Here is a 22,640-nt window from a genome sequence, read left to right on the forward strand (position 1 = left end):
TACGACGCCGTCACCCCGCCCGTGGTCGGGTTCGTGAGGACGCTCACGTAGGGGATGCCGGCCCTCGCGAGTTGCTCGAGCGCGGCCGCCGTCTTTCCCATCTGCATGAGGGAGAGGATCCCTTCCTGCATCCGCGCTCCGCCCGAAGCGGAGATGATGATGAGCGGGACTCGCCGCTCGAGGGATCGGTCGGCGAGGCGACGGATCTTCTCACCCACCACCGAACCCATCGACCCGCCGATGAAGCGGAAATCCATGGTCCCGAGGTGGACTTCCCTGCCCCCGATCTCACCCCGCCCGGTCCGAATGGCATCCTGGTCGCCGCCTCGCTGCTCCGCCTGCACGATGCGTTCGGCATAGCTGCGGGAATCGACGAACCCGAGCGGGTCGGCGGAGCGCAGGTGCCCATCGTGGAGTTCGGTGAGACCTTCGCCGTCGAGCAGCATCGCCTCGTAGGACTCCGCAGTAATGCGAAAATGATGGCCGCAGTGAGGACAGACGTGGAGATTCTCCTCCAGCCGTCCGCTGTAGAGGATCTCGCCGCATCCCGCGCACCGATCCCACACGTCGCCCGGAAGCTCACGCTTCTGTGAGACCAGCTTGCGCTTTGGTTTGCTGAACCAGGACACTCAGGCCTCCCAGGCCACGCGCTGTACGATCCCGAAGCCCGCGTAAAGCACGAGCAGGAAGCTCCCCCCGTAGCTCAGGAGCGGCAAGGGCAGTCCGATCACCGGCATCATGCCGACCGCCATCCCCAGGTTCACCACGATGTGCGTCAGAAGGACCGCAAAGAGGCAGAATGCGATGAGGCTTCCGAACCGGTCGTCCATCGAGGCTGCGACCTGAAGCACGCGCCAGAGGAGGAAGGCGAAGAGCACCAGGAACAGCGTCACGCCGATGAATCCGAACTCCTCGCCCACGACGGAGAAGATGAAGTCCGTATGCTGCTCCGGGAGGAAGGCGAGCCGCTTCTGGGGGCCGTTTGCGAAGCCGGCGCCGATGAATCCGCCGGAGCCGATCGCGACCTTCGACTGGATGAGGTGCCAGCCGGCGCCGAGGGGATCGATATCCGGATCCAGGAAGACGAGGAGCCGGTTCCGCTGATAGTCGGCGAGCGAATCCCATATGCGGAGCGTGAGCGCGCCCGTGAAGACGTTCGCGAGGAGCACGCCCACCGCCTCCAGGATGAAGAGGCGGTGCACGTACAGGCCGGCGGCGACGACGAGGAACCCGAGACCCCACGCGATCCAGTTGAAGCCGAGCAGGAGACTGAGTCCCGGCGACGCGAGCAGGAAGATCTTGAACAGCGGGATGCCGCTCCAGTACAGCGCGGCGAGCAGGAGCGCTCCGAAGATCATCGCACTCCCGAGGTCCGGTTGCAGCAGCACGAGCGCGAACGGGACGAGCGTGATGACGGCGGGCTTCAGAAGTTCCAACAGCCGCTCGTACGGTCCCGGCGCCCCCCCCATCACGCGCGCCAGCATGAGGATCGTCCCCAGTTTCGCGACCTCCGCCGGCTGCAGCCGCCCGGGGCCGAGTTCGAGCCAGCTCCCGTTCGGACCCGTCCCGATGAACAGCACGAGGATGAGGAGGAGTACGCTGATCCCGTAGGCCCACGGCGCCAGCCACTCGAGGAAACGGAGCGAGAAGCGGGAGGTCACGGCGAGCGCGACGATCGCCACACCGAACCAGTAGAGCTGGCGAACCCAGATCCCGGTGGCCAGCGACGGCACGTCGACGAGGCCGGCCGAGTAGATCATCGCGATCCCGAGTCCGGTCATGAACAGCACCAGCGCGAGGAGCGTCGGGTCTCCCACGCCCGGGATTCGCAGCCGGGCGATCATCCGCCCGCCCGCGTCGGAAGCGCTTCCGCCGGACGGACGCCGGGCGAGTCCTCCGGCGGCAGCCCGAGCGTCTGGAGGTGACGGTCCACGATCCCGGCCGCGAGAGGCACGGCGAGCGACGGGGCCCCGTCGGGGTGCCCGTGCTCCACGACCGCCGCGATGACGATTCGCGGGTCGTAGGCCGGTGCGAACCCCACGAACCAGGAATGGGGCTCGCCGTGCGGGTTCTGGGCCGTGCCGGTCTTCCCGGCCAGGGTCCAGCGGGCCAGGCGGTTGCCGTACGCGGTGCCGCCGGGCTCGTTCACGACCCGCGCCAGCGCGTCGACGAGCTCGCGCCGCTGGACCTCCGGGAGATCGAGCGTCCAGTCCGCGCGCTGCTGCGCGAGCATCTCATCCCGTACGAGGTGGGGTATGACGGGCGCCCTCCCCGTCGCCAGCGCCGCGTAGAACTGGGCCATGGCGAGCAGCGTCTGCTCGTTTTCTCCCTGCCCGATCGAGAGGTTCCACACGACGGCTTCGGTCCACCTGCCGCGCCCCAGCCGGTCGTCGTACCACTGTCGGGAGTCGGGGAAGAGGCCCGACCTTTCGGAAGGAAGGTCGATCCCCGTCGTGCGCCCGAAACCGAACTCCCCCACCCCCGCGAGGAGCGGGTCGAGGCCGATCCGCTGCCCCGCCTGGTAGAACCAGACGTTGCACGAGTGCTTGATCGCTTCGGAGAGGTTCAGGCGACCGTGTCCCCTCGACAGCCAGCAACGGAAGTAGCGGGTGTGATACCAGAGCCCGCCATCGCATGTGTCGGCGTGGTAGGTCTCGATCGCGAGGTCGGCCGTCTTCATCCCGATGGTCGACATGACGAGCTTCCATGTGGATCCCGGAGGGTAGGAAGCCATGGAGACCCGGTCCAGCAGTGGCTCGTCCGGGTGTTCGCGAAGCGCGTTCCACAGGTCCAGGGGGATGCCGCCGATGAACGCGTTGGGGTCGAAGGTGGGGTGGCTGTAGAGCAGGAGCACCTCTCCGGTGACCGGGTCCAGCGCCACGACGCCGCCCCGCATCCCTTCGGGAAACACCGAATCCGCGTACATCTGCAGGTCGAGATCGATGCCGAGATGCAGGTCATCTCCGGGCACCGGAGGCTGCGCCTGCGCGACCCCCAGATCCCGCACGACGGAACCCAGGGCGTTCACTTCCGCGTAGCGGATCCCGTCACGCCCGGCCAGCCTGTGCTCGTACTGCTGCTCGAGCCCCGCCTTTCCGACCGACTGGCCGGATTCGTAGCCGGCGTACTCGGTTCGAGCCAGCTCTTCCTGACTGATCTCCCCCACGTAACCGATCATGTGCGCGACCGCGGGCCCCGCCGGATAGCGCCGGTGCGGCCTCTGATCCACCACGACGCGCCGAAACCGGGGTCGGCGCTCCTCGATGAACGCGACCTGCTCGAAGTTCGCGTTCTCGCGCACGACGAGCGCCTCGCCCGGACGGTCCCGATTGCGCGACAGCAACGCGGCGCGCCGCTCGGGCGACAGTTCCAGCCGCTCCGCGAGGCGATCGAGTCCGGCGGAGATGGAATCGCGGGGACCGGGCAGCATCGACACATCGTACCCGGGCACGTTGTCCGCGATGGCCCGTCCGTGGCGGTCGTAGATGGTCCCGCGCGGCGCCGGAACCGTGATGGTCCGCAGCCGGTTCTCGCTCGAACGGAGCGTGTACAGATCGCTGCTGAAGATCTGGAGATTGATGAACCCGGCGGCGACGATCGAAAGGCAGAAGAAGATCGCGCGCGCCGCCCAGCGGCCTCGCTGTTTTCGGATCGAGCGGTGTTCGTTGTCCCCCTTCACATCCTCCCCTTCACCTCGTGGCGGCCGAAACCAGCCTTTCCGCGACCCAGCACCCCGCCGTTGTCAGCGCGGCCGATCCGACACTGTCGACGAGCAGGGCGCCTGCCGACCAGTCTCCGACGACGATGATCGCGACCGCAGACCGCAGGAGCCACGTCCCGACGAAGACGAAGACCGGCGTGACCCTGTCCGAGTCCGAATAGATCAGGTGTCGCACCCAGCCGACGAGCGCCCCGGTCAACGAGAAGAGTAACATCGTGAGGCCCATCGGTCCCAGCGAGATCGATGCTTCCATGAGGCCGATCACGCACCCGAAACCCGCGGCCCGTCCCCATCGGAGTTGCAACGAGCCCAGTATCAGGCCGCCGGCGACGAGGTCGGGCACCACCGGCCAGCGGCTCCAGAGCGGATGCAGGGCGAAGTGCAGAAGCAGCAGGAGCGCGGCGACAAACCACTTTCCGGCCGGACTCATCGACGGACCGAAGCGGTGTCGGTTGGCGCGGGCTCGGGTTCCGTCGGCGCAGAGTCGAGCTCGGTCAGTGCAGACGCCGTGTCCGCCTCGACGTTGGCCGGCAATGCCGGCCGATTCCACACGAACACGTCCCTGACCTCTTCCGGACGCACGGAGGGCTCCACGAAATAGCGCTTCATCCAACCCGCTTCCGCCTCCGCGGGTTCGCGGATGTGCCCGACAGGCACGCCCGGCGGATAGACGCCGGAGAGCCCCGTCGTGACGAGCAGGGTCCCCGCCGGGATGTCCGCCTGGAAGGGCGCCCCCTCGAGGAGGAGCACCGGCTGCCCCCCGTCCGCGCGCTCCGGCCGCACGAGCCCCGTTACGCCTTCGCCTTCGGCCAGAACGCTGACCCGGAAGTCGGGATGGCTCCAGAACTCGCCCCGCCCCCCGCGGCCGTGAGGGGCCCTGACGACGCCGACCAGCCCGATCCCGGTGAAGACGGCGACAGGAAACTCGCGACCTCGAAAATCAGGTCCCGACAACACGAACAGGTCCGGATTGCCGACGTTGGGGCGTCCCGGGTAGACGACCGCCGCCTCGACCGAGCCCGCGGGAAGCGCCGCGAGAACCTGCGCCGAAGACTCTTCCCCGACCGGCGCCGCCCGGTCCCGGTAGCGCAGCAGGAGTTCCGTGAGGGAGTCCCGCTCCGCCAGCAGGCCCTCGACGCGGCGCTCCATCTGTCCCCGCTCGGCGGCGAGGCGATGGAGCAAAAGGAACGGGTAAAGAGCGGTAGCGCGGACTGCGGATTCCACCTGGCTCTCGAGTGCGCTGGACAAACCCGCGGCGATGCCGCTGAGGCTGAGGGCGAGGGAGAAGAAGACCACATCGAGCAGCTTGCGGCCCCGCGGCCGGACGCCCTGGTAACTCACAGGGGGCGATTCAGAACGGGCTCGGCGTCAACTCGTGAGAACTCCACGATACCGTCCAAATTCCTCGAGGATTTTCCCGCAACCCCGAACGACACACGTAAGCGGTTCCGCATCGACGTGGATGGGGAGTCCCGTCTCCTCGCCCAGCAACGTATCCAGCCCCCGCACGAGGGCGCCCCCCCCCGTCATGACGACCCCCCGATCCACGATATCGGAGGCGAGTTCCGGCGGCGTGATCTCCAGCGCCCGCCGCACCGCCGCCACGATCTGCTGGATCGGCTCCTGCAGACACTCGCGGACTTCGGCCGAATGGATCCGCACGGTCTTCGGAATGCCGGAGACGAGATCCCGCCCCTTGACCAGCATCTCCTTGTCGTCGTCCGTGGGATAGGCCGAGCCGATCTGGATCTTCACGGCTTCCGCCGTCGGCTCGCCTATGAGGAGGTTGTAGTTCTTGCGGAGGAAGGAGACGATCGTCGAGTCCAGTTCGTCCCCGCCGACCCGGATCGACGTGTCCGCGACCGATCCCGAAAGCGCGATCACGGCGATTTCGCTCGTCCCGCCGCCGACATCGATGATCATGTTGCCCGTCGGCGTCTCCACCGGCAGTCCGACGCCGACGGCCGCCGCCATCGGTTCCGCCACCATGTAGACTTCCTTGGCGCCGGCGGCGTGCGCGCTGGACCGGACGGCCCGGCGTTCGAGTTCCGTGATCCCGGACGGTACGCCGACCACGACGAGCGGTCGAATCTTGAAGAACCGCGTGGTTATCACTTCCTTGAGGAAGTAGCGGATCATCATTTCCGTGATGTCCACGTCGGCAATGACGCCGTCCTTCAGCGGTCGGACCGCTTCGATCCCGCTCGGCGTGCGGCCGAGCATGCGCTTGGCCGCGAGGCCGATCCCTTCAATGCGTCCGGTTTCCTTTCGAACCGCGACGACCGACGGTTCGTTGAGGACGATACCCTCGCCTTCAACGTGAACGAGGGTGTTCGCGGTCCCCAGATCCACTCCGATCTTGCTGATCGGCAGGAAGTTACCCCGCAGCGACCACGTTGCCATCTAGAAGGCCGCCCTTCCGGGCCGGCGCAAGATCGGTGGGCTGAAGGACACGGGTGGGACCCCTCCAAAGCGGCGAATCTTCCCGGAGACAGCCAGTCCGGGTGAAGGACGCCGAAATGTAAACGGACTTTCGAATGCAGGAAAGTCGCCGCGCGGCTCCTCAGGCGGCCCGTGGCACAACCTGGCGCCGGCGCCGGGAGCGGTGCGGGGTTCGCCCGATAAGCCCCCCCGGCGGACGGGACTCACGCGGCGGGCACCTCGAGGGGCGTGTATTCGAGATCGAACGCCTGCGCGACCGCCTCGTACGTGACCCGCCCTCCCGCGATATTGACTCCCAGGGCAAGGTCCGGGTCCTCGTCGCATGCAGCCTTCCACCCGCGATTCGCCAGGTTCAGCACGTAGGGGAACGTCGCGTTCGTCAGGGCCAGAGTGGAGGTTCTCGGGACGGCCCCCGGCATGTTCGCCACGCAGTAATGGATGACTCCGTGGACGGTGTAGATGGGGTCGTTGTGGGTCGTCGGGCGGGCGGATTCGACACAGCCGCCCTGATCCACGGCCACGTCGACGATGACGGAACCGTCCTTCATCCGCCGCAGGTCGTCGTGTCGCACGAGCTTCGGCGCCTTTCCGCCCGGGACGAGCACGGCGCCGATCACGACATCCGCGCGTTCGATCTGCTCCAGGATCGAGTGGCGATTCGAGTACAGCGTGTCCACGTTGGCCGGCATGACCTCCGCCAGGTATCTGAGGCGCGGGAGATTGACGTCGAGAACCGTCACGTGGGCGCCGAAACCCGCCGCGATCGTCGCTGCGTTCGCGCCGACGACGCCTCCTCCGAGGATGACGACTTCGGCCGGGAGGACCCCCGGCACGCCGCCGAGAAGGATCCCGTACCCGCCCGCGATCCGCTCCAGGTTCTTGGCTGCCTGCTGGATCGCCATGCGCCCCGCCACCTCGGACATCGGCGTGAGAAGGGGGAGTTCGCCGGTCGGAAGCTGGACCGTCTCGTAGGCGATCGCGACGCAGCCGCTCTCCAGCGTACGGTGCGTAAGGCGTTCGTCCGCCGCGAAGTGGAAGTAGGTGAAGATGACCTGGCCGACCCGCATCCGGTCGTATTCGGATTCGATGGGCTCCTTGACCTTCACGACGAGTTCGGCCCGGTTCCATACCTCGTCCGCCGTCCCCAGCACCTGCGCCCCCGCGGCGACGTACATGTCGTCCGGAAAGCCGCTGCGCAGCCCCGCGTCACGTTCGACGCACACCTCGTGGCCGGCCGCGACGAGGGCGGTCGCGCCGGCCGGAACGAGGGCGACGCGGTTTTCGTCCGTCTTTATCTCCTTTGGTACGCCAACAATCATCTTCGCTCCCTCCCAGGCGCCAACTCGAGCGTCGCGAGCCGTTCGGGTGAAAAATATGCGGCGGCCTCGAGACATTGCGCACGGTCCACCGCGTCGATTCTCGCCGCCACCTCGTCCAGGGTGCGATACTCGTGGCCGTACAGGGCAACCCCGGCAAGCCGGTTCATTCGGCTTGCCGGCGATTCGAGCGAGATCAGGACCTGTCCCTTCAGCTGACTGCGGGTGTCGTCCAGCTCCTGACGCGTCAATCCCTCCCGCGCGAGAAGGGCCAGTTCCTCATCCAGCGCCTCGCGCGCATCCTTCGCGGTCTCGGGCCGGGTCCCGACGTAGGCGCCGACGTGGCCCGCCTGCTCGTGGAAGCCGTGGAAGCTGTACACGGCGTAGGCGAGGCCGCGCGTTTCCCGGATTCTCTGGAAGAGCCGCGAACTCATTCCGCCGCCGAGAGCGGTCGCCGTCACATGGATGGCGTAGCGAAGAGGATCGCGGTACGGCACCGAGAGTCCTCCCGTCACGATGTGCGTCTGTCGGCCGCCCTCGCGCCGCATGCGCCGGAAGCCCGATTCGCCGACCGGCGACGGCGGGTCGGGCGGTCCGGGGGCGGCGGCGCGGTCGGGGACCCAGCGGGCGAGTCCCTCCACGAGATCCTCGTGCTCCACCGCTCCCGCCGCCGCCACGACGACGTTCCCCGGCCGGTACGCGCGTTCGTGCACCTCGGCCACCGCGGACACGGTGAGTCCCCCCACCGACTCGCGGGTGCCGAGGATCGGTTCGCCATACGGATGTCCGCCATAGAGAGAGCGCGCGTGCGCCTCGAAGGCGATGTCCTCAGGCACCTCCGCCGCGGAGGCGATCTCTTCCAGCACGACCTCCCGCTCCACGTCCAGGTCCCGTTCCGAGAGCCGTGGAAAGAAGCAGAGATCGCACAGCACGTCGAGCGCGGCATGGAGAGCCCCCGCGGGCACGCGCGCCTGGAATGCGGTGAACTCGTGGGTCGTATAGGCGTCGAGCGCGCCGCCGAGGCGTTCCAGCTCCCAGGCAAGATCGCGCGCGGACCGCCGGCGCGTCCCCTTGAAGACCATGTGCTCCAGCAGATGGGACACGCCGCCGTGCGCGGCCCCCTCGTGAACGCGACCCTGTCGCACCCAGAGGCCGATGGCGACGGAGCGCACGGAATCCATGCGCTCGCTGAGCACGACAGGGCCATCCGGGAGACAGGTTCGGTACACCTCCCGGTCGAGCCGCCCTCCCGTGCCGGCGAGCAGTCGCAGTTCCCGAGCCGGCCCGCGCGCAGGCGGGCCGGGACGTGACGTGGTCAGGCCTACTCGGCGGGGGCGAGGGCCGCGCGCCGGGAGAGCTTGAGACGGCCGCGGTCATCCACGGCGAGCAGCTTCACCTTCACCTCGTCGCCGGGGCTCACCACATCCTCCGTTTTGGCGGTGCGACCCTCCTCGAGTTCCGAGATGTGGCACAGACCCTCGACACCGGGGATGATCTCGACGAAGGCGCCGAAGTCCGTGGTGTTCTTTACGACGCCTCGGTAGACCCGCCCGACCTCCGGCTCCTGAACGATGCCCTCCACCATCTCGCGCGCATGCTGCGCACCCGCGCCCGAGGGCGCCGCGATGGTGACCGTGCCCGAGTCGTCGATGTTGACCTCGGTCCCCGTCTCCTCCTGGATCATCCGGATCGTCTTCCCCTTCGGCCCGATGACCTCGCCGATCTTCTGCGGGTTGATCTGCAGGGTGACGATCCGCGGCGCGTGCGGCGACATCTCTTCGCGGGCCGCCTCGAGCGTCTCGTTCATCGCCTCGAGGATCCGCAGCCGGGCTTCGCGCGCCCGGGCCAACGCCTCCCGCAGCGTGTCGACGGAGAGCCCGTCGGCCTTGATGTCCATCTGGACGGCCGTGATCCCGCGCTGGGTGCCGGCGATCTTGAAGTCCATGTCGCCGAGGGCATCCTCCACGCCGAGGATGTCGGTCAGCACCTCGACCTTGTCACCCTCCTTGACGAGCCCCATCGCGATCCCCGCGCACGGAGCCCGCATCGGAACGCCGGCGTCCATGAGGGAGAGCGATCCGCCGCAGACCGAAGCCATCGAACTCGACCCGTTCGACTCCAGGATATCGGAGACGACCCTGATCGTGTACGGAAAGTCCTCGTACGCCGGAAGCAGGGCCTGGAGCGCGCGCTCGGCGAGCATGCCGTGGCCCGTCTCGCGGCGGCTCGTGCCCCGGAACATCCGCACTTCGCCGGTGGAAAAGCCGGGGAAGTTGTAGTGGAGCATGAAGGACTTCGACGTCTCTTCGCGCACATCGACGGAATCGATCCGCTGCTCGTCCCTCACCGTTCCGAGCGTCGTCACTGCAAGCGCCTGCGTCTGGCCGCGCGTGAAGAGCGCCGAACCGTGCGTTCGCGGCAGGAGGCCGACGTCGCAGGTGATGTCGCGGACGTCGTTCATGCCGCGACCGTCGATCCGTTCGCCGTCTTCGAGAATGCGGCGGCGCATGATCCCCTTCTCCAGCTTGCGCAGGGCTGCGCCGACATCGCCGGAGCAGTCGGGGTGGTCCGCCTCGAGCCGCTCGGTGAGAGCCTGGCGCAGCGCCGACAGGACGCGCCCGCGCTCTTCCTTGTCCGCGATCCTCAGCGCATCCCCGACCTGTCCGGCCGCCTGCTCCGTGACCTTGCTCACGACCTCCGGATCGGGTCCGACGGGCTCGTACTCGAACGTGTCCGGGGCTCCGGCCATCCGAACCAGCTCGCGCTGAAGCCCGATCAGCTCGACGATCGCCTTCTGCCCCACCTGCATCGCCTCGAGGAATTCGTCCTCGGTGGCTTCGAGGCAGGCGCCCTCGACCATCACGATCGAGTCCTCGGATCCGGCGACCACGATCTCCAGGTCGCACATCTCGAGGTCGTCGAAGGTCGGGTTGACGAGCCAGTCGCCGTCGCGGCGCGCGACGCGGACGCCGGCGATGGGCCCGCCCCACGGGATCGGAGACAGGAGGAGCGCGGTCGAGGCGCCCAGCATGCCGATGACATCGGCGTCGTTCTCCTGGTCGGCCGAGATGATGAAACAGACGACCTGCGTGTCGTTCCGGTAATCCTCCGGGAAGAGCGGCCTGAGCGGCCGGTCGATCTGCCGTGCCGAGATCGTTTCCTTCTCGCCGGGCCGGGTTTCCCGCTTGATGAACCCGCCGGGGAACTTGCCCGCGGCGTAAGTCTTCTCGCGGTACTCGACCGTGAGGGGGAAGAAGGGGAGATGCGTCGGCTTGCGGTCCGCCGTGGCGGTGACGAGCACTGCGGTCTCCCCGTACTGCACATAGACGGCGCCATCGGCCTGCCGGGCCATTCTGCCCGTCTCCAGGATCAGGGGCCGTCCGTGGAATTCAGTTTCGATTCGGTGTGTCATTCTGTTCTTCTCTTCTTCTTTCGAGTGTGGCGCCGCGGGATTCCGCGCGCCGCGCCGGCCTCTCATCGGACCGGACGTTCATGGTTTCTTTTCGACTCTGGCTTCTTCGATTCAGCACCCCGGCTGGGGGGATCCGGCGCGGTACGAGGGAAGGAAAGCGGGGGCCCGACGATGCGGGCCGGCGGAAGCGGAGGCGGAAGTCTGCGGAGCGGGCCGGCGCCTCAATGGCGTAGCCCGAGCTCCTCGATGACCGCTCGGTAGCGGTCGAGATCCGTCCGGCGGAGGTAATTCAGCAATCGACGGCGCCGGCCTACCATCTTCAGTAGTCCGCGACGGCTGTGATGATCCTTCGGATGATCCCGGAAATGCCCGGTCAACTCCTCGATGCGAGCCGTGAGCAGTGCGATCTGCACCGGAGCCGACCCCTGGTCGTTCTCGCGCCGCGAGAACCCTTCTATGATTTCCTGCTTCTTTGTCTTTTCCACGTCTCTCTATTATCCCTCGATCCGCCGCTCCGCTTTAGCCCGCGGAGCGACCGGCAAGATGGCGGTGCTCCGCCGTGCCGCTTCACATACAGTCCATAAAACTAGAATCTACACGCGTCTCTGTAAAGGTAAGCTCGTGCGCTCACCTGCCGGACGGGTTCGTCACCGGGCAATCGGGACCGGCGAGGGCGGGCTCGAAGATCACGGCGCGGGCGATCCCGCCTTCTTCCCGCACACCGAACAGGAGCTGATCATCTCCCGAGCCCCTGAGCGCCTCATCACGCCGGGTACGCGCGATGAGTGCACCGCTCGCGGGATCGATCACATCCAGGATGGTGTCGAGGAGCCGGTCGAGGTCGAGCGGCGACGGCGCGGCGGCGGCGTTCGCCTCCCGGTTCTCGTCGGCGACCCAGGTGCCCGCCCACAGCAGGCCGCGGTCGACACGAAGACTGATGACGATGGAGGGGGCCGGCGCCGTCACGGGCGCCCCGGGCTGCGGCGGTCCGGGGTCGAACCACTGCGGGTCCCCGCCCAGACGTATGACCGGCTCGCTCCCGCCTTCCGGATCCCACGCCTCGAACCCGTATTCCCCGGCCCGGGTCGTCCACACCCTGCCCTGCCCGTCCAGGGCGATGGGGGCGCGAAAGAAGTTCACGACCCACGACGCGACGGGCACGGCACCGAGGCTCGCAAGTCGGACTCCATCGCTGCCGACGATTTCCGTCGTCGCACTCAGTCGATCGTCGATCTGGCCGAACCCCGAGATGGCGTGACGTTCCCCGGCTGCGAGGGCCACGAAATCGAGCCCGTGAAGGCTTCGGATATCCGTCGTTTCGAGCAGTCCCCCCTCCTGGGACACCTGCGTGATGCGGCGGTTGACGAGGTCCAGAACCCACAGGCTTCCGTCCGGCCCGACACGGATCCGGCCGGGCACGCGGAATTCGCCCGGACCATCGCCTCCCCGGCCGAAACGATCGCGGAACCCACCCTCCTCGTCGAACACAAGCAGTTGTCCGCGGTTCTCGACGCTCGCCACGATGTATTCGCCCGCCGCTGTGCGCGTGATTTCCGGACGGCTGCCGATCGTTCCCGGATCGCCGGGTCCGCCGAGTCGAAGGACTTCGCGGAGTTCAACGGCACATGCCCCCGGACCTTCGACCATCGGGATGAGCGACTGGGCAAGCGTCGGCGACGGCATGGCCGCGCAGGCCGCGAGCGCCAGGCGCCACGGGTTTCCCGGTCGAACCATCGGCGTCCGCCTCATGACCGCCGCCTCCTGAAGTACTCGAGGCCGTCCGCGAGGTCCCGGCGCATCTGCGCGGCGAGATCGTCTCCCGACGCGAAGGTCCGCACCTCGCGCAGCCGGTGTAGGACGTCGACGATCACGCACTCTCCGTAGATGTCACGCTCGAAATCGATGAGAAAGAGTTCGATGGCCGGTGGAGAGCCCGCAAAGGTCGGCCGGGCGCCGAGGTGCAGCAGTCCATCGGCGACTCCGGAGCCGAGCGTGGCGCGCACCGTGTAGATGCCCTCGGCAGGAAGGAGTTTGTCGGGAGGGGGATGCGTGAGATTGGCGGTCGGAAAACCGAGCGTCCTGCCCCGTCCCAACCCCCGGATCACGGTGCCGCGGAACGAATACGGACGACCGAGGCCCGCGGCCGCGCCCTCCATGTCGCCCGCCGACACCGCCTCCCGAACCCGGGTGGATGAGGCGGGGGATCCGCCCGCCTCGACGCCTCCGACGACGGAGACCTCGAACCCGTGGACTCTACCCAGCCGCTCGAGCACGGAGACGTCCCCGGCGCGCCCGCGCCCGAACCCGTGGTCGTACCCGATCACGATCTCCGCCGGGCGAAACCGCGGCACGATGAGGTCCTCCACGAACGCTTCGGGAGAGTAACGGGAGAACTCGCGCGTGAAGGAGATGAAGGCGGCGTAGTCGAGGCCGAGCTGGGCGAGAATGTCCTTCTTCTCGTCCGGTAGCGTGAGGAGGGCAGGGGCGACTTCGGGACGCACGATGCTCAATGGGTGCGGGTCGAACGTGAGGAGCACGGCATGACCATTTCGTGCGCGTGCGCGCCTCCGAACGTCGCTCAGGATCGCCTGGTGTCCGAGATGGACCCCGTCGAAGGTCCCCACGGAGACGACGGTGCCCCGAACGTACGGAGGGAGCCCGCTCACGCGGGGAACACCTTCTTCGGATGGAGGCGACCGCCGCGCTCCTCGGCGATGGCCAGGAGGTCGTCGGAGGCGTACAGCGCGACCGGGTTCGCGGTGCCCTCTCCCGAGTTGCGCGCGCTCCCCGGCGGGGGCAGCACCTCTCCGCGCTCGACCGATCGTCCGTGCCGGACCTCGTCCCGCTCTCCGCCGTTCAATTCGCGCCGCCACAGCCACGGCAGCGCGGCCATCCCGGAGCGCCAGGCCGTGGACGCCGCGGCCACGGCTTCCGCCGCCGCATTGGGAGAGGTCGCCTCGCCCACCCCGAAGGGGCCGATCGCGGTGCGGCGCAACTCCGTCAGGTGCGCCCCCGGCCCGAGATCTCTCCCGATGTCGCGGGCCAGCGCACGCACGTAGGTGCCGGTGGACACGCTCGCGCGGAAGCGAACCCGGGGCAGATCGATCTCCGTCACCGCGATCTCGTGGACCGTCACCTCGCGTGCTTCGAGCCGGGGACGCTCCCCGCGGCGGGCCACCGCGTAGGCGCGCTCACCACCCGCACGGCGCGCGGAGTAGGCCGAGGGCACCTGTCGTCCGACGCCCTCGCGAGCCGCCAGGGAAGCCAGGATCGCCTCCGCATCCAGCTCCTGCCAGGCGGCGTCTTCCGATACGGTTTTTCCCGTGAGATCGTCCGTGTCCGTCTCCCGCCCGAGCGCCATCGTCGCATCGTAGGACTTCGGGAGTTCGTGGTAGAGATCGGCGAGTCGAGTGAAGGATCCGACGAGCGACAGGAGGAGCCCCGTCGCGAAGGGGTCGAGCGTCCCGGTGTGGCCGACCCGGCGCACGCCCAGCCTCCGGCGGACCCGAAGGACGATGTCGTGTGAGGTAGCTCCCGCCGGCTTGTCGACGAGGAGCAGACCGGCTTCATTCGTCACGCGATCCCTCGTCCCCGCGAGCCTGGCGCAGCAGTTCCTCGATCCGGCTCGCGTGCTCGGGCGTTTCGTCGGGCAGGAAGCGAAATTCGGGGATCTTCCGCAACCGGAGCGACCGGCCGAGTTCCCGTCGTATGAACCCCACCGCGTGTTCCAGACCCTCGATGCCTTCCGATACGTCCTCGTCGGAGCGAATGTAGACGGTGGCGAAAGAGAGATCCTTCGTCGCCCGCACATCGGTCACGACCACGCCGTCGAGACGCGGGTCCTTGAGCGACCCGAGAAGGAGGCGCGTGAGTTCTCGCCGGAACAGTTCGCCCAGCCGTTCGCTCCGGTGACGATGGGTCACGCGCTCCCCCGCGCCGGGCAGCCGGCCTTCACAGGAACTCTGTCTCGGACTCGACGACGTGCGCCCGCGGGTCGGACCTCAGAAAAAGGTCGACGCGTCCGAGAACGGACTCGGCGTGCCGACGTTCGCCCGATACGACGCAGGCCGTGATCTCGGCCATCGAGGCCCGGTCGCGAAGCCCGGTCTCGGCGGCGGAAACCCGGAACTTCAGGATCGTGCGCTCACGCAGACCGCGGATCACCGAACGCTTCGCCTTGAGCGACCGGCAGCCCGGGAGGTGAAATACCCAGCGGCGCACCCCGATGACGGCCATAACGCCCCGCGGAAGGTCAGCCCGCCGGTGCTCCGGAGAGGGTGCGCGCGACCTCCACCACCTCGTAGCACTCGATCACATCGCCGACCTTGATGTCGTTGTAGTTCTCGATCGAGATGCCGCACTCGTACCCGTCCTTCACCTCGCGCACATCCTCCTTGAACCGCCGCAGGCTGTCGATCCGACCCTGGTAGATCTGGATCTGGTCGCGCAGGAGGCGGATCGGAAGGTTGCGGCGCATCGTGCCGGACTGGACGTAGCAGCCGGCGATCGTCCCCGCCTTCGGGACGCGGAAGAGCTCACGGATCTCGGCCATGCCGACCGTGATCTCGCGCTGCTCGGGCGCGAGCAGGCCTTCGAGCGCGAGACGGATCTCCTCGACTGCTTCGTAGATCACGTTATAGATCCGGATCTCGATCGACTCCCGTTCCGCGGCGACCACCGCTCCGGCGTCGGGCCGGACGTGGAAGCCGACGATGATCGCCTCCGAAGTCGAGGCCAGAAGAATGTCGGACTCGTTGATGCCGCCGACCGCCCGGTGGATGACCTCGACCGAAACCTCGTCGGTGGACAGCCGCTCGAGGCTGTCGGAGAGCGCCTGGACCGACCCATCCGTATCGCCCTTGATGACGACGTTCAGGCGCGCGCCCTTGCCCGCCTTGACCGCGGCGAAGACATCCTCGAGCCGCGTCCCGGTCGCCCGGCGGCGGATGTCCTTCTCCCGCTCGAGTTGCTGGCGCCGCGAGACGATCTCGCGAACTCTCGCCGCGGAAAGGGCGACGAGCGAATCCCCAGCCTGCGGTACGCCCTCCATCCCGAGCACCCGCACGGGGATCCCCGGGCCGGCGCTCGTGACTTTTCGGCCCCGCTCATCGAGGAGCGCGCGGACACGCCCGCCGTAGAGTCCGCAGACGAAGTCGGCGCCGACCTCCAGCGTCCCCCGCTCCACGAGCACGGTCGCAACCGGACCCATGCCGCGGTCGAGCTGCGCCTCGACGACGGTCCCGCGGGCCTCTCTCTCCGGGTTCGCCTTCAGCTCGAGGATCTCCGCCTGCAGAAGGACCTTCTCCAGAAGGTCGTCCAGCCCTTCGCCCGTCTTCGCCGAGACCTCCGCGCCGAGGATCTCGCCGCCGAAGTCCTCGAGGACGACTTCGCGCGCCAGGAGTTCCCGCTTGACGCGATCGACGTCCGCCGACGGGAGGTCGACCTTGTTCACCGCGACGACGATCGGCACCGACGCGTTCCGGGCGTGGCTGATCGCTTCGATCGTCTGAGGCATCACGGAGTCGTCGGCAGCCACCACGAGGATCACGATGTCCGTGACTTCCGCGCCGCGCGCCCGCATCGCCGTGAACGCCTCGTGGCCTGGCGTGTCGAGGAAGGTGATCGTCCGGCCCCCGGCGAGGACCACGTGGTACGCGCCGATGTGCTGGGTGATGCCTCCCGCCTCTCCCGCGATCACGTTCGTGCTCCGGATACGGTCGAGCAGCGAGGTCTTTCCATGGTCGACGTGGCCCATCACGGTCACGATCGGCGGCCGGGACACCAACTGGCTCTCGTCCTCGGGCACGTCTTCGTCGTCGCTCGCGAGGTCCGCCTCGAAGCCCTCCTCCCGGATCGCCGTGAAGCCGGCCTCTTCGCAGATCAGTTCGATCTGGCCGAAGTCGAGCCGCTGATTGATCGTCACCATGAGGCCGAGGTTCTTGAACGCCGAAGTGATGATGGCCTGCGGCGGGACCTCGATCAGGTCGGCGAGTTCGGACACGGTGAGGAACTCGTTGACCCGAACCGTCGCCTTCTCCGTGCGCTGTTCGAGTTCGCGCTGCTCGCGCTCCGCCTCGCGCTGCTGTTGCTGCGTTTCGCGCCGCCGCTTCCGCGGCGAGGACTGCCCCATCGCGGCGAGCGTCTTGCGGAAATTCTGCTGGACGGCGTTTCGATCCACGCGCCGCCGCTTCTTCCCGTCTCCGCCGCGCGATTTCTTGCGACCGTCGACGGTGTAGCCTTCGGCCGAGATTCGCACCTTGCCGCCGGGACCCGCCGAAGCTCTTGGGCCGGAGGGCGCGGAGGGAGCCGCGGGCGACGGCATGTCACGGCGGACCGGCTTCGGCCGACGCGCGGGGCGCGCCGGAGCGTCCGGCTCCTCCGCTGCCGCTTCCGTCTCCGCCGGTTCCGCTTCGGGTTCGGCGATTTCCGTCTCCGCCGACTCCGCCGTCTCGACGGGCGCTTCGGCCGCCGCCGGCTCGTCCGCCTCCGGAGCCGGCGCCTCGGGTTCATCGGCGAGCTCCCGAGCGATTTCGGCTTCAGGCTCGACTTCGGGCTCAGGCTGCGGCGTCTCGGTCACAACATCGGGCTCGGGCCCGATCTCGGTCCCGACCGCGGTCTCGGCCTCCGCCGGAGATTCGATTTCCGGCACATCGGTGGCCGCAGCAGCCTCCTCTTCCGCAATCTCGGGGGGCGGCTGGACCTCTTCTTCAGCCTCGATCTCCGTGGTCGCGGTCGTGAGCGACGCGGGAGCGGCCCTCCGCCGGCGACGGCGTCGCCGCACGGGAGCCGCGGTACCGGTAACGGCCTCACCCCGCCGCTCGCGCTCGAGCCGCGCATGGAGACGCGCCACACTCGCGGAGTCCACGCTCGACATGTGGCTTCGCACGGGCACATCCATCTCACGCAGCAACTGGATGAGGTGACTCGTATCGAGTCTCAGTTCCTCTGCGACCTCGAAGACACGCTTCATTGTCCAGGCACCTGCCCTTCCGGATCTCCTTGCGACCCGGAGCTCTCGTCACGCCGCGAGGGCGCGCGCTCCCCTTCGAGAATCCGCTGCGCCAGCGCCGAATCCGTGACGCCGACCACAGCTACGTCGTTCCGTCCGAGCGCCCGTCCGAGCGCTCTGCGGCTCGCGACCGTTACACGCGACGCCCGCCGCGCCTGTGGAGTCAGGCGGCCCAGCGCATGCCTCGATGCGTCGCCCGCAACCACGAGCAGGGCGAGCCTTCCCCTGCGCGCCGCGATATCCACGGCCCGCGTTCCGAGAGCGACCCGGCCCGCGCGCGTCGCGATCCCGAGCAGGCTCAGCGTACCCCCGGCCCGAGCCCGACCTCCGCCGCGCTTCAGGAGGTCCCCTCGCCCGAGGCCGCCGCGCTCATCGCGTCGGCCGCTTCCGCGGATGCCGCCTCCGCAGGCGCGTCCGGTACCGCCGCCTCCGAGGGTGCATCCGGCGCCTCCGCCTCCGCGGACGCCTCGACAGCCGTCTTCGCAGCCGCGGCGACCTCGGCCTGCGCCTCGTCCACGACGGTGAGTTCGTCGATGAGCGATTCCAGTGTGTCCGCCTCATCGGGCCCGATCCCCGGGACCTGAAGGAAATCGCTTCGATCCATGTCGAGGAGTCCGTAAAAGCTGCTGACCCCGGCCGCCTCGAGCGCCGCGAGCGTCGCCGGGGCGATCCCCTCGAGCTCGGAGAGCGGGAAGTCGGACATTTCGTACTCGTCGTCGCCTCCGAACAGGCCGGCCTCTCCGCCGCGCTCCATCCAGTCACGGCTGGAATACAGATCGATCTGCCAACCGATGAGCTGTGACGCCAACCGCACGTTCTGCCCGTTCCGTCCGATCGCCAGCGACAGCTGGTCCTCGTCCACGATCGCCGTAATGACGTGCCGCTCCTGATCCGAGATCACCTTGGCGACCCGGGCCGGAGCCAGGGCTCGGCGCGCGAAGATCTCAGGGTCCGGGTGCCACGGCACGATGTCGATGCGTTCCCCGCTCAACTCCGACACGACCGCCTGCACGCGCGACCCTTTGAGACCGACGCAGGCCCCGACCGGGTCGACCGACTCATCGCGGGATGCGACGGCCACCTTGGTGCGTCCGCCCGCTTCACGGACGATCTCCTTGATGTCAACGATATTCTGGTAGATCTCCGGCACTTCGAGCGCGAACAACGAAGCGACGAACTGGGGATCCGCCCGCGACAGGATGAGCCGCGGGCCGCGCGGCGTCTCCTCCAGCAGCTTCAACACGGCGCGGATCGGCTCGCCCTGGCGGAAGCGTTCCCGCGGGTTCTGTTCCCGCCACGGGATGATCGCCTCGGCCTCACGGGACCGGTTCAGCATGACGACGAGTTTTCCGCGCTCGCTCGCCTGCACTTCGCCGGAAACGAGGTCTCCCACCCGGTCGTTGAATTCCATGCGGATCCGGTCGCGTTCCCCCTCGCGGATGCGCTGGATGATCCTCTGCTTCGCGGCCATGACCGCGCTGCGCCCGAAATCCCTGAAGTCGACGGGGATCTCCATGAGGTCGCCCACCTGGAAATCGGGGTCATCCCAGCGGGCCTGCTCGAGCGTCACTTCCCGGGCCGGATCCTCGACTTCCTCGACGACTTCCTTGAGGACGACGATCGAGATGTCGCCCTCCTCGGTGACGTCGATTTCCGCTTCGACCGGACCGCCGAAACGACGGGCGAGCGCCGCATGGATCCCTTCGCGGATGAGATCATGCAACTCCAGCTCCGTCAGCGACTTGTTCGCCGCCATCATGCGGAATGCTTCAACGATCGGGATCTGATCGCTCATTGCGTCTCTCTATCTCCCACCCACGCCCCGAGCCGCGTCCCAGTCGTAGACCAGGCGGGCGGAGGCCACGAGCTCCAGCGGGATCTCCACACGATCCCCTTCGATCTCCAGCGCGAACGTCCCGGGAAGTCCGTCCACCGTCCCGAGCAGCGTCCCTTCCAGTTTTCGGCCGCGATCGGCCAGGGGGCCGTAACCCCTGACGCGGATCCGCGCCCCGGCGAAGCGGTCGTAGTCCGCGGCCCTGACCAGCGGCCGGTCCACTCCGGGCGACGACACTTCGAGCACCCAGTCGTCGGCCGCCCCATCTTCAAGTGCGCCACGCAGTTCCCTCGTCACCGCGACGCAATCGTCGACGGTGACGCCCGACCGCGCGGACGACGGACCCGGCCGATCGATCCGGAGCCTGAGCAACGGCCGGCGACGGCCTCCGCCCCGCTCCATCTGCACGACCTCGAAGCCGAGGGCTTCGACGGCGCGTTCGATGTCCGCCGAGTCCAGCATGACCGACCCTTTCGGCGAATCCGGTTCGCCCTACTGCAAAAAAAAGTGGGGCCCGTACAGCTTCCCCACTTCGAGTAACGCAATCGCCCGCCGGCCCGCGCGGACGTATGTGGACATGCGACCCGGAACATACGGCGGGGGCCGACCGGCGGCAACAGCCCGGACCGCTTGTCGACACCTCGGGCTCAGCCGCTCCGCAGCCCGAGGAAGGCGGCCATCCGTCCCGCCGCCCCGCCGCTCGCGCGGTGCGAATGGAGGTCGCCGGGACCGCAGGAGGTGCAGTAGCGGGAACTCGAGAGGGCGTCGGGTGCGACGCCAGCCGTCGCGGCCTGGGCGGCGAGGATCTCCCTCAGATCGAGCCGCGCGCGCGTGCCGCCGAGGCCGAAAGCGGAAAGCACTGGGGTGTCGACCTCGTAGCAGCGCCCGCAGATCGCGGGCCCGAGATGGACGCGGAGATCCCCGATGGCGCCGGATGGACGGCGGTCGAGGCCGCGAACGAGCCGGGAGATCGCGCGCGGCAGGATGCCGGCCGCGGCCCCGCGCCACCCGGCGTGGATCAGCCCGATGCGCCCGAGTTCGCGCGACCACAGGTAGACGGGCACGCAATCGGCGGCCGTCGCGGCGAGGAGCCAGCCGGGCCCGTCGACGAGCTGGCCGTCCACGCGACCCGGCCGGTCGACGGTGCAGACCGCCGGGTCCGCGGCGGGCGCGCCTCTGATCTCCCGGAGATCCGTGCCGTGGACCTGAGTCGGTACCGATACCCGGCGGAAGCCGAGTTCCCGGGCGAGATCCGCGTAGACCGCGGCCACGCGCTCCGGTGGGACATCCGCGACCGCGAGATCCCCGCGCTCCGCCGTCGTGATCCCGCACACGACGGTCGGATCGAGCGATTCCCACTGCGACAACCGCAGCAGGCCATCCTTCGGGGTCTCCGCGACCTCCGTCATGCCCCTTCCGGCCCGACGCGTTCGATGCGGGCCCCCAGCGACGCGAGACGCTCGTGGATGCGCTCGTAGCCACGCTCGATCTGCCCGATGTTGTGCACGCGACTCGTGCCTTCCGCCGCAAGCGCCGCGATGAGGAGCGCCATGCCGGCCCGGATGTCGGGGCTCTCGAGGATGGCCGCGCGGAGCGGCGAAGGCCCCACGACGACGGCCCTGTGCGGATCGCAGAGGACGATGCGTGCGCCCATCGCGATCACCTTGTCGACGAAGAACATCCGCGACTCGAACATCTTCTCGTGGATGAGGACGGTGCCGCGGCACTGGGTCGCGGCCACCAGCGCGATGCTGATCAGATCCGCGGGGAACGCCGGCCAGGGCCCGTCGTCGATCTTCGGGATCTGGCCGCCGAGGTCGGGCTGGATCTCGAGTTCTCCCGCTCCGCGCACGACGAGCCGGTCATCGCGCCACGCGAATTCGAGACCGAGGCGCTGGAATCCGACGCGCAGCGGGTCGAAGTGGATCTGGTCCACTCCGGCGATCCCGAGCGTCGAGCCCGTCGCCGCCGTCAGGCCGATCACGCTTCCGATCTCGATGTGATCCGGTCCGATCCGGAACGTCCCGCCTCCAAGATCCTCCACGCCTTCGATGACGAGCCGCGAGGTCCCGATGCCGTCGATGCGGGCGCCGAGCGCGACGAGAAAGCGGCACAGATCCTGCACGTGGGGTTCCGTGGCGGCGTTGCGGAGCTCCGTCGTCCCCATCGCCGTCGCCGCCGCGAGCACGGCGTTCTCCGTACCCGTCACGGACGGCTCATCCAGAAAGATGGAAGCGCCGCGGAGACGCGGAGCGCGCAGGAAGTAGCGGTCTCCGACGTCGACGGTCGCGCCGAGCGCCCGCAATGCGAGCATGTGGGTGTCCAGACGGCGGCGCCCGATGAAATCCCCTCCGGGGTGCGGGAGTTGGCACGTCCCCAGCCGGGCGAGCATGGGGCCCGCGAGCAGTACCGATCCGCGGATCCGGCCGGCCAGATCCGCGTCCGGGTTCGCCTCCGGGTTCACGCCGGCGGCGTCGAGTTCGAGCACGCCCGGCGACGTCCAGCCGCCCTCAACGCCGAGACTGCGGAGGAGGTCGAGCAACGTCTCCACATCGGTGATGCGCGGGACGTTCTCGAGTCGCACCGGCTCGCGCGCGAGGAGCGTGGCGGCGAGGATCGGGAGGGCGGCGTTCTTGTTTCCGGCCGGCGTGAACACGCCGCTCAGCTCGTTTCCACCCTCGATCCGATAGTGCATCGCGCCTCCTCCCGCCCGTTCCCGCATCCGGCCTTGCAGCCCGTGGCAAACCCGCTGCTGCGTTCGAGCGGCGGTGACGCAGGGTTTTGCCACGGACTGCCAGCCGGCACCGCGCGCCAAAGTAGCCGGCGGGCCGAGGGCGGCAAACGTCGCGGCAAACGCGGTTGAGCCCCACGGGAACCAGACCTATACTCTCCTCCCGTAGTCCTTC

The 22,640-nt window shown here is 68.5% G+C and carries 20 protein-coding genes; all 20 read right to left on the bottom strand.

Features of this window, described 5'->3' with window-relative positions:
• Positions 1-629, bottom strand: a 629-nt coding sequence (locus RN729_RS10500) for an acetyl-CoA carboxylase carboxyltransferase subunit beta (RefSeq protein ID WP_310784554.1), incomplete at its 3' end; no start/stop codon positions are given.
• A complete protein-coding gene (gene rodA / locus RN729_RS10505; RefSeq protein WP_310784556.1) occupies positions 630-1,844 on the bottom strand; it encodes a rod shape-determining protein RodA in 1,215 nt (404 codons plus the stop codon).
• Entirely contained in the window at positions 1,841-3,679 is a 1,839-nt protein-coding gene (mrdA, locus tag RN729_RS10510) for a penicillin-binding protein 2 (protein ID WP_310784558.1), read from the bottom strand. The genes rodA and mrdA overlap by 4 nt, the downstream gene beginning before the upstream one ends.
• A gap of 10 nt (positions 3,680-3,689) precedes the next feature.
• Positions 3,690-4,151 carry a rod shape-determining protein MreD gene (gene mreD, locus RN729_RS10515; RefSeq protein WP_310784560.1) on the bottom strand — a complete coding sequence of 154 codons (462 nt, stop codon included), beginning with the start codon at positions 4,149-4,151 and terminating at the stop codon, positions 3,690-3,692.
• Complete coding sequence (locus RN729_RS10520; RefSeq protein WP_310784561.1) at positions 4,148-5,062, bottom strand: rod shape-determining protein MreC; 915 nt, start codon at positions 5,060-5,062, stop codon at positions 4,148-4,150. The genes mreD and RN729_RS10520 overlap by 4 nt, the downstream gene beginning before the upstream one ends.
• Positions 5,063-5,089: 27 nt before the next feature.
• Entirely contained in the window at positions 5,090-6,124 is a 1,035-nt protein-coding gene (locus tag RN729_RS10525) for a rod shape-determining protein (protein WP_310784563.1), read from the bottom strand.
• Positions 6,125-6,366: 242 nt separating this feature from the next.
• A complete protein-coding gene (gene ald, locus RN729_RS10530; RefSeq protein WP_310784565.1) occupies positions 6,367-7,482 on the bottom strand; it encodes an alanine dehydrogenase in 1,116 nt (371 codons plus the stop codon).
• Entirely contained in the window at positions 7,479-8,675 is a 1,197-nt protein-coding gene (locus RN729_RS10535; protein WP_310784567.1) for a pitrilysin family protein, read from the bottom strand. Before RN729_RS10535 ends, ald begins: the two co-directional genes overlap by 4 nt.
• Before the next feature lie 125 nt (positions 8,676-8,800).
• On the bottom strand, positions 8,801-10,891 hold the full coding sequence (locus tag RN729_RS10540; RefSeq protein ID WP_310784569.1) for a polyribonucleotide nucleotidyltransferase: 2,091 nt from the start codon (positions 10,889-10,891) through the stop codon (positions 8,801-8,803).
• Positions 10,892-11,112: 221 nt separating this feature from the next.
• The gene (rpsO, locus tag RN729_RS10545) at positions 11,113-11,376 is read right to left on the bottom strand and encodes a 30S ribosomal protein S15 (RefSeq protein WP_310784571.1); all 264 of its coding nucleotides are present in this window, start codon (positions 11,374-11,376) and stop codon (positions 11,113-11,115) included.
• Positions 11,377-11,518: 142 nt separating this feature from the next.
• Positions 11,519-12,640 (bottom strand): 6-bladed beta-propeller, encoded by a 1,122-nt coding sequence (locus tag RN729_RS10550; protein WP_310784573.1) that lies wholly within the window; start codon positions 12,638-12,640, stop codon positions 11,519-11,521.
• The gene (gene ribF / locus RN729_RS10555) at positions 12,637-13,557 is read right to left on the bottom strand and encodes a riboflavin biosynthesis protein RibF (RefSeq protein ID WP_310784575.1); all 921 of its coding nucleotides are present in this window, start codon (positions 13,555-13,557) and stop codon (positions 12,637-12,639) included. The genes RN729_RS10550 and ribF overlap by 4 nt, the downstream gene beginning before the upstream one ends.
• Entirely contained in the window at positions 13,554-14,468 is a 915-nt protein-coding gene (truB, locus tag RN729_RS10560) for a tRNA pseudouridine(55) synthase TruB (protein ID WP_310784577.1), read from the bottom strand. Before truB ends, ribF begins: the two co-directional genes overlap by 4 nt.
• Complete coding sequence (gene rbfA / locus RN729_RS10565; RefSeq protein WP_310784579.1) at positions 14,458-14,814, bottom strand: 30S ribosome-binding factor RbfA; 357 nt, start codon at positions 14,812-14,814, stop codon at positions 14,458-14,460. The genes truB and rbfA overlap by 11 nt, the downstream gene beginning before the upstream one ends.
• 28 nt (positions 14,815-14,842) lie before the next feature.
• Positions 14,843-15,127: a DUF503 domain-containing protein gene (locus RN729_RS10570; protein WP_310784581.1), complete on the bottom strand. Its 285-nt coding sequence runs from the start codon at positions 15,125-15,127 to the stop codon at positions 14,843-14,845.
• Between the two features lie 16 nt (positions 15,128-15,143).
• Entirely contained in the window at positions 15,144-17,861 is a 2,718-nt protein-coding gene (infB, locus tag RN729_RS10575) for a translation initiation factor IF-2 (RefSeq protein WP_310784583.1), read from the bottom strand.
• A gap of 376 nt (positions 17,862-18,237) precedes the next feature.
• Entirely contained in the window at positions 18,238-19,695 is a 1,458-nt protein-coding gene (gene nusA, locus RN729_RS10580; RefSeq protein WP_310784585.1) for a transcription termination factor NusA, read from the bottom strand.
• 9 nt (positions 19,696-19,704) lie between these two features.
• Positions 19,705-20,196 carry a ribosome maturation factor RimP gene (gene rimP / locus RN729_RS10585; protein ID WP_310784587.1) on the bottom strand — a complete coding sequence of 164 codons (492 nt, stop codon included), beginning with the start codon at positions 20,194-20,196 and terminating at the stop codon, positions 19,705-19,707.
• A gap of 185 nt (positions 20,197-20,381) precedes the next feature.
• Entirely contained in the window at positions 20,382-21,143 is a 762-nt protein-coding gene (locus RN729_RS10590; RefSeq protein WP_310784589.1) for a laccase domain-containing protein, read from the bottom strand.
• Positions 21,140-22,429 carry a UDP-N-acetylglucosamine 1-carboxyvinyltransferase gene (murA, locus tag RN729_RS10595; RefSeq protein WP_310784591.1) on the bottom strand — a complete coding sequence of 430 codons (1,290 nt, stop codon included), beginning with the start codon at positions 22,427-22,429 and terminating at the stop codon, positions 21,140-21,142. The genes RN729_RS10590 and murA overlap by 4 nt, the downstream gene beginning before the upstream one ends.
• Between the last annotated feature and the right edge of the window lie 211 nt (positions 22,430-22,640).

It is taken from the genome of Candidatus Palauibacter polyketidifaciens (assembly GCF_947581785.1).
Taxonomy (GTDB): Bacteria; Gemmatimonadota; Gemmatimonadetes; order Palauibacterales; family Palauibacteraceae; genus Palauibacter; species Palauibacter polyketidifaciens.